This window comes from Moorena sp. SIO1G6, from assembly GCF_010672795.1.
Classification (GTDB): domain Bacteria; phylum Cyanobacteriota; class Cyanobacteriia; order Cyanobacteriales; family Coleofasciculaceae; genus Moorena; species Moorena producens.
Window position 1 is genome coordinate 1 of the sequence record NZ_JAAHFZ010000157.1, and the last position, 2,082, is coordinate 2,082.

Consider the following 2,082-nt stretch of genomic DNA (forward strand, 5'->3'; position numbering starts at 1 on the left):
ATTATTTGTTAGACTTAAATTAGGGTAACACCGACAGGGATTATTATGTAACTTAAATTAAAGCCGAAAACCAAGGGTTTAATAGTTGCGGTTACATCCCGGTGTTAGACTTTTTTGACATTTTTATGGCGCTCGCGGGATATTCCCGAGAGCTTTGGGAGATACCCCCTGGATGCTATTGCATCTTGCCTTGGCGAGCCTTGGTCTATCTTGGTAGACTTTGGTAGCTAAAAAGTATCGGGATATAATTGGTTGTATTACTCATCCAGTTGTAGTTGCGAGCCAAGAAATTCGCCACGATCACAGCATCAGTGCGGGGGTTAGTGGACAGTATCAAAAACTTGTCCAATATCTACCATAAACTGCCAATCATTGGTAGTATTGACCGATGAGTTGAGTCCTACTTCGTAAGGCGGTCGAACTTACGGGATTATCCAAAAATAAATTGAGGAAGTACGCAGATAATGGCACAATTGATTCACTCACAACAGAAGGGGGGCATAGATTGTTTGACGTTGAAAACTACATCAAGCAATCAAAACCCAAGCATGATTACACAATCTGCTACTGTCGGGTCAGCTCAACAAAACAACGAGATGACCTTGACAGGGAAATCGCCTATATGCACTCACTCCCAGACTGCGAAATCATCAAGGACATCGGATCGGGGCTTAATTTCAAAAGATTTGGGCTTAAAACCATACTGGATAGACTTATGCGAGGAGATCAATTCACGCTTATTGTTGCCTGTAGAGACAGACTCGCCCGGTTTGGGTTTGAACTTGTACAGTACCTGGTCGAATCCAACGGTGGAAAAATCGTGGTTCTCGACAACCATGAAAGTTGCCTACACTCAGAGCTGGTCGCGGATCTTCTCTCCATTGTTCACCTCTTCAGCTGTCGAGTCCATTGACTCAGGAAGTACGGTAAAAAAATCAAAGAAGATCAAGATTTACCTTGATAAAAGCCAGAAACAGATGGTTAATCAATGGCTTGGAGTTTCCCGTTATGTTTTTAATAAGACCGTCGAGATACTTCAAGATGGCTCAGTAAAGGCTAACTGGAAACGGATCAAGACTGAGATTCTTAACAATCTCCCTGAGTGGTGCAAGGCAGTGCCTTATCAAATTAAGTCTATAGCGATTAAGGATGCCTGTACCGCCATCAGGGAAGCCAAGAAAAAATACCAGAAAACTGGGCAGGTCAATCGAGTTCGGTTTAGGTCTCGCAAAAACCCCGTCCAGTCTTGTTATATTCCTAAATCGGCTGTTACAGCTATTGGTATTTATCGCACAAAATTAGGCGAGTTAAGCTTTACTGAATCGCTACCAGATCACATTTGTGATTGTCGATTAACTAGCACCAACGGGAACTATTATCTAGTAGTTCCCTACAAAGCAGCCCCAAAAAAAGCCGAGAATCAAGGTAGGGTGGTTGCGCTCGATCCCGGTGTGAGAACCTTTTTGACATTCTTCAGCGAAAACTCTGTAGGGAAGATTGGTGAAGGAGATTTCTCTGGCATCCAACGCCTATGTGCTCACCTAGACAAGTTGGTTGGTAAAATCAGCTTTTCTAAAGGAAAGCAAAAGCGAAGAATGAAAAAAGCTGCCAGAAGAATGACTATCAAGATACAGAATCTAGTCAATGAACTGCATCACAAGGCGGCCAGGTTTTTGGTTGACAACTTTGATGTGATTTTACTCCCTACGTTCGAGACATCCCAGATGTCAAAACGTGGGAGTCGCAAGATTCACTCAAAGACTGTTCGCAATCTGATGAACTTGGCTCACTACAGGTTCAAGCAGTTCCTCAAGCACAAAGCTTTCGAGACTGGAAAGCAAGTCCTGGATGTGTGCGAAGCCTACACCAGCAAAACTGTCAGTTGGACAGGTGAGCTGGTCAAGATTGGTAGCAGCAAAATTATCAAATCAAAAGTTGATGGTCAGAGAATGGATCGAGATCTAAATGGCGCTCGTGGAATATTTATACGAGCTTTGGTAGATACACCCTGGATGAGAAATCATCTTGCATTGGCGGGCTAATATTTGCTTTTGGTAGATATTGGTAGCTAAAAAGTATCGG

Annotated in this window: 2 protein-coding genes; both read left to right on the forward strand. The window is 43.1% G+C overall.

Annotation, left to right across the window (positions count from 1 at the left end; genetic code table 11):
• Positions 1-445 precede the first annotated feature (445 nt).
• A complete protein-coding gene (locus F6K63_RS36670) occupies positions 446-913 on the forward strand; it encodes an IS607 family transposase (protein ID WP_229414350.1) in 468 nt (155 codons plus the stop codon).
• The gene (locus F6K63_RS36675; RefSeq protein WP_008180859.1) at positions 837-2,042 is read left to right on the forward strand and encodes an RNA-guided endonuclease InsQ/TnpB family protein; all 1,206 of its coding nucleotides are present in this window, start codon (positions 837-839) and stop codon (positions 2,040-2,042) included. Before F6K63_RS36670 ends, F6K63_RS36675 begins: the two co-directional genes overlap by 77 nt.
• Positions 2,043-2,082 lie beyond the last annotated feature (40 nt).